At 57.2% G+C, this 1,881-nt stretch carries 4 protein-coding genes; all 4 read left to right on the top strand.

From position 1 onward, the window contains the following. Nucleotides 1–298: hypothetical protein (locus AWB81_RS48670; protein WP_159939035.1), on the top strand; the 298-nt coding region annotated here is incomplete at its 5' end. 129 nt (nucleotides 299–427) lie between these two features. Next, complete coding sequence (locus AWB81_RS42530; protein WP_062644551.1) at nucleotides 428–754, top strand: hypothetical protein; 327 nt, start codon at nucleotides 428–430, stop codon at nucleotides 752–754. 280 nt (nucleotides 755–1,034) lie between these two features. Next, a complete protein-coding gene (locus AWB81_RS42525) occupies nucleotides 1,035–1,238 on the top strand; it encodes a cold-shock protein (protein WP_062644548.1) in 204 nt (67 codons plus the stop codon). A gap of 305 nt (nucleotides 1,239–1,543) precedes the next feature. Further along, nucleotides 1,544–1,881, top strand: a 338-nt coding sequence (locus tag AWB81_RS45545; protein WP_200822645.1) for a hypothetical protein, incomplete at its 3' end; no start/stop codon positions are given.

The following is a 1,881-nucleotide window of genomic DNA, read 5'->3' as shown; positions in this document are numbered from 1 at the left end:
ACCGAACGAGCCGGTCGATGAGCTTCAGGTATCTCAGCCGTGTCGTTGTGCCCGGCGAGCAATCTCTCGCGAGTTCTCCAAAAAATCCATCGATGTGATCGGATCCGAACGTCGTCATCGTCTGCCGATGGCCGACAAGGAACCGATTAAAGCGCGCAAACATCGCACAGTGTTGAACGATGGATCGTTCGGCGAAGGCTCGGCGATCAGCGCCGGCGGCATCGGTGCGCTGCCAATGCGCATACGCCGTTTCGGGGTGGCTCGTCCAGAGTGCCAGCGTCATAAGTCGATATACTGAATTGCCATTCTCGCCAGGATACGCGAAGCTGACGCTTCGTCAAACCAAGTCTCCAACGACGGGTTCACAGTTACGAGCGTGTATCTTGGCAAGGGAGTTTTGGATCGCGTTTAAGAAGGAGGAAAGGACATGAGTTATGTGCTTAGCGATGGGATATTGAAAATAGTCGGCCGTGCGGGGGCCGTTGTGGAACTTCCGGGCGACAGTTTGCATTGGGACGCCCCTTTCGAAGATGCCGAGACGGGCGAGCTTGTTCATCTCGCGACGATTGTTTCCGAGGAGTTTCAAGGGCTTCCGGACGAGCTCATCGTGCTCAAGCTGACTGAGACAGAGGGCGGCGGAGGACAGGGCGGCGAGGTGGTGGTTGACCGAAACGACGGTCACTATGAGATTGATACGGAAGATCTGATCGTTACGATCGAGGACGAGCTCGATGTCGGCGACGCCGATGACTAACGTGCTGTCGAGGTTGTCATCTGGCGAATTTCACTGGTGCGCGAATAGGTGGCGGCCCGGATCTTTTCGTTCATGATGAGGCACACTGACCGGTGGTTTTTCGTAGTGGAGACATCGGACGACCCTGCAGACCGGGTTTATGTCCGACTGATGTCATTTCTGTAAGCGAAAATGCTGATAGAGATTGCGTACGCCAATGTGCTAAAAATCTGCTGCTGACGGACCAAAGGCCGTCGGGGCAATCTCATCTAGTATTTATCGTTATCGAGGTGTAGCAAAAATGGCAACCGGTACTGTGAAGTGGTTCAACGATGCAAAGGGCTATGGGTTTATCACGCCGGACGCCGGTGGCGAGGATCTATTCGCGCACTTTTCCGAGATTCAAGGCAGCGGCTTCAAATCGCTTCAGGAGAATCAAAAAGTAAGCTTCGAGATCAAACAAGGTCCGAAGGGAAAACAGGCTTCGACGATTCAGCCGCTGTGATCAACCGCCGTCGATAGTTGAAAGCGGCCCCGCGCGGGCCGCTCTTGCTTTCAGGAATGCTGCACCTGCCCCGTTCGTCTCAAAACAGGGCAGGGAGTGACGGGAAGTCAAAAGCAGCGTTGCAGGTGGATTCCAAGCGCGCCGGAACTTCCCCTTCAACTGCCCGCTAAATTCAAGCCATCGCCTCGGCGCCGCTCGGCGGTGCCGGCGGCGGCGTCATTTGGGCGTCGAGACCGCGCGTATCAGGCGCTGCGACGCTTGCCTGAGCGTCCGATTCAGCCCGTGCTCGGGCCGCTGTCGCCCGCTTGGAAGCGGTTTTCCCCGCGGGGGTCTTTGCCGATACCGCCTTCTTCGCCGCGGACTTCGTAGACGCAGCAACCTTCTTCGTCACAGACTTCTTAACCGCCGCCTTTTTTGCAGCGGTTTTTTTGGCGACTGCCTTCTTCGCGGCAGTCTTCGTCGCGGCGGTCTTTGTTGCGGCAGTCTTTGTCGCGGGAGCGGGCGCTGCCGTAGAATTCGCCTTCTTCGCTGCGACCTTTCGGCTGGCCTTTTTTGCAACCGGCTGCGTGGTGCTGGACTTTTTCGTCGCAGCGACGCTCGATGCCGGGGCGCTGGTTGAAGACGCGCTCGCCTTCACTGACGC

The organism is Caballeronia arationis, from assembly GCF_001544975.2.
GTDB classification, from domain to species: domain Bacteria; phylum Pseudomonadota; class Gammaproteobacteria; order Burkholderiales; family Burkholderiaceae; genus Caballeronia; species Caballeronia arationis.
The sequence above is the reverse complement of the archived record's forward strand: the minus strand, read 5'-3'. Positions and strand labels throughout refer to the sequence as shown.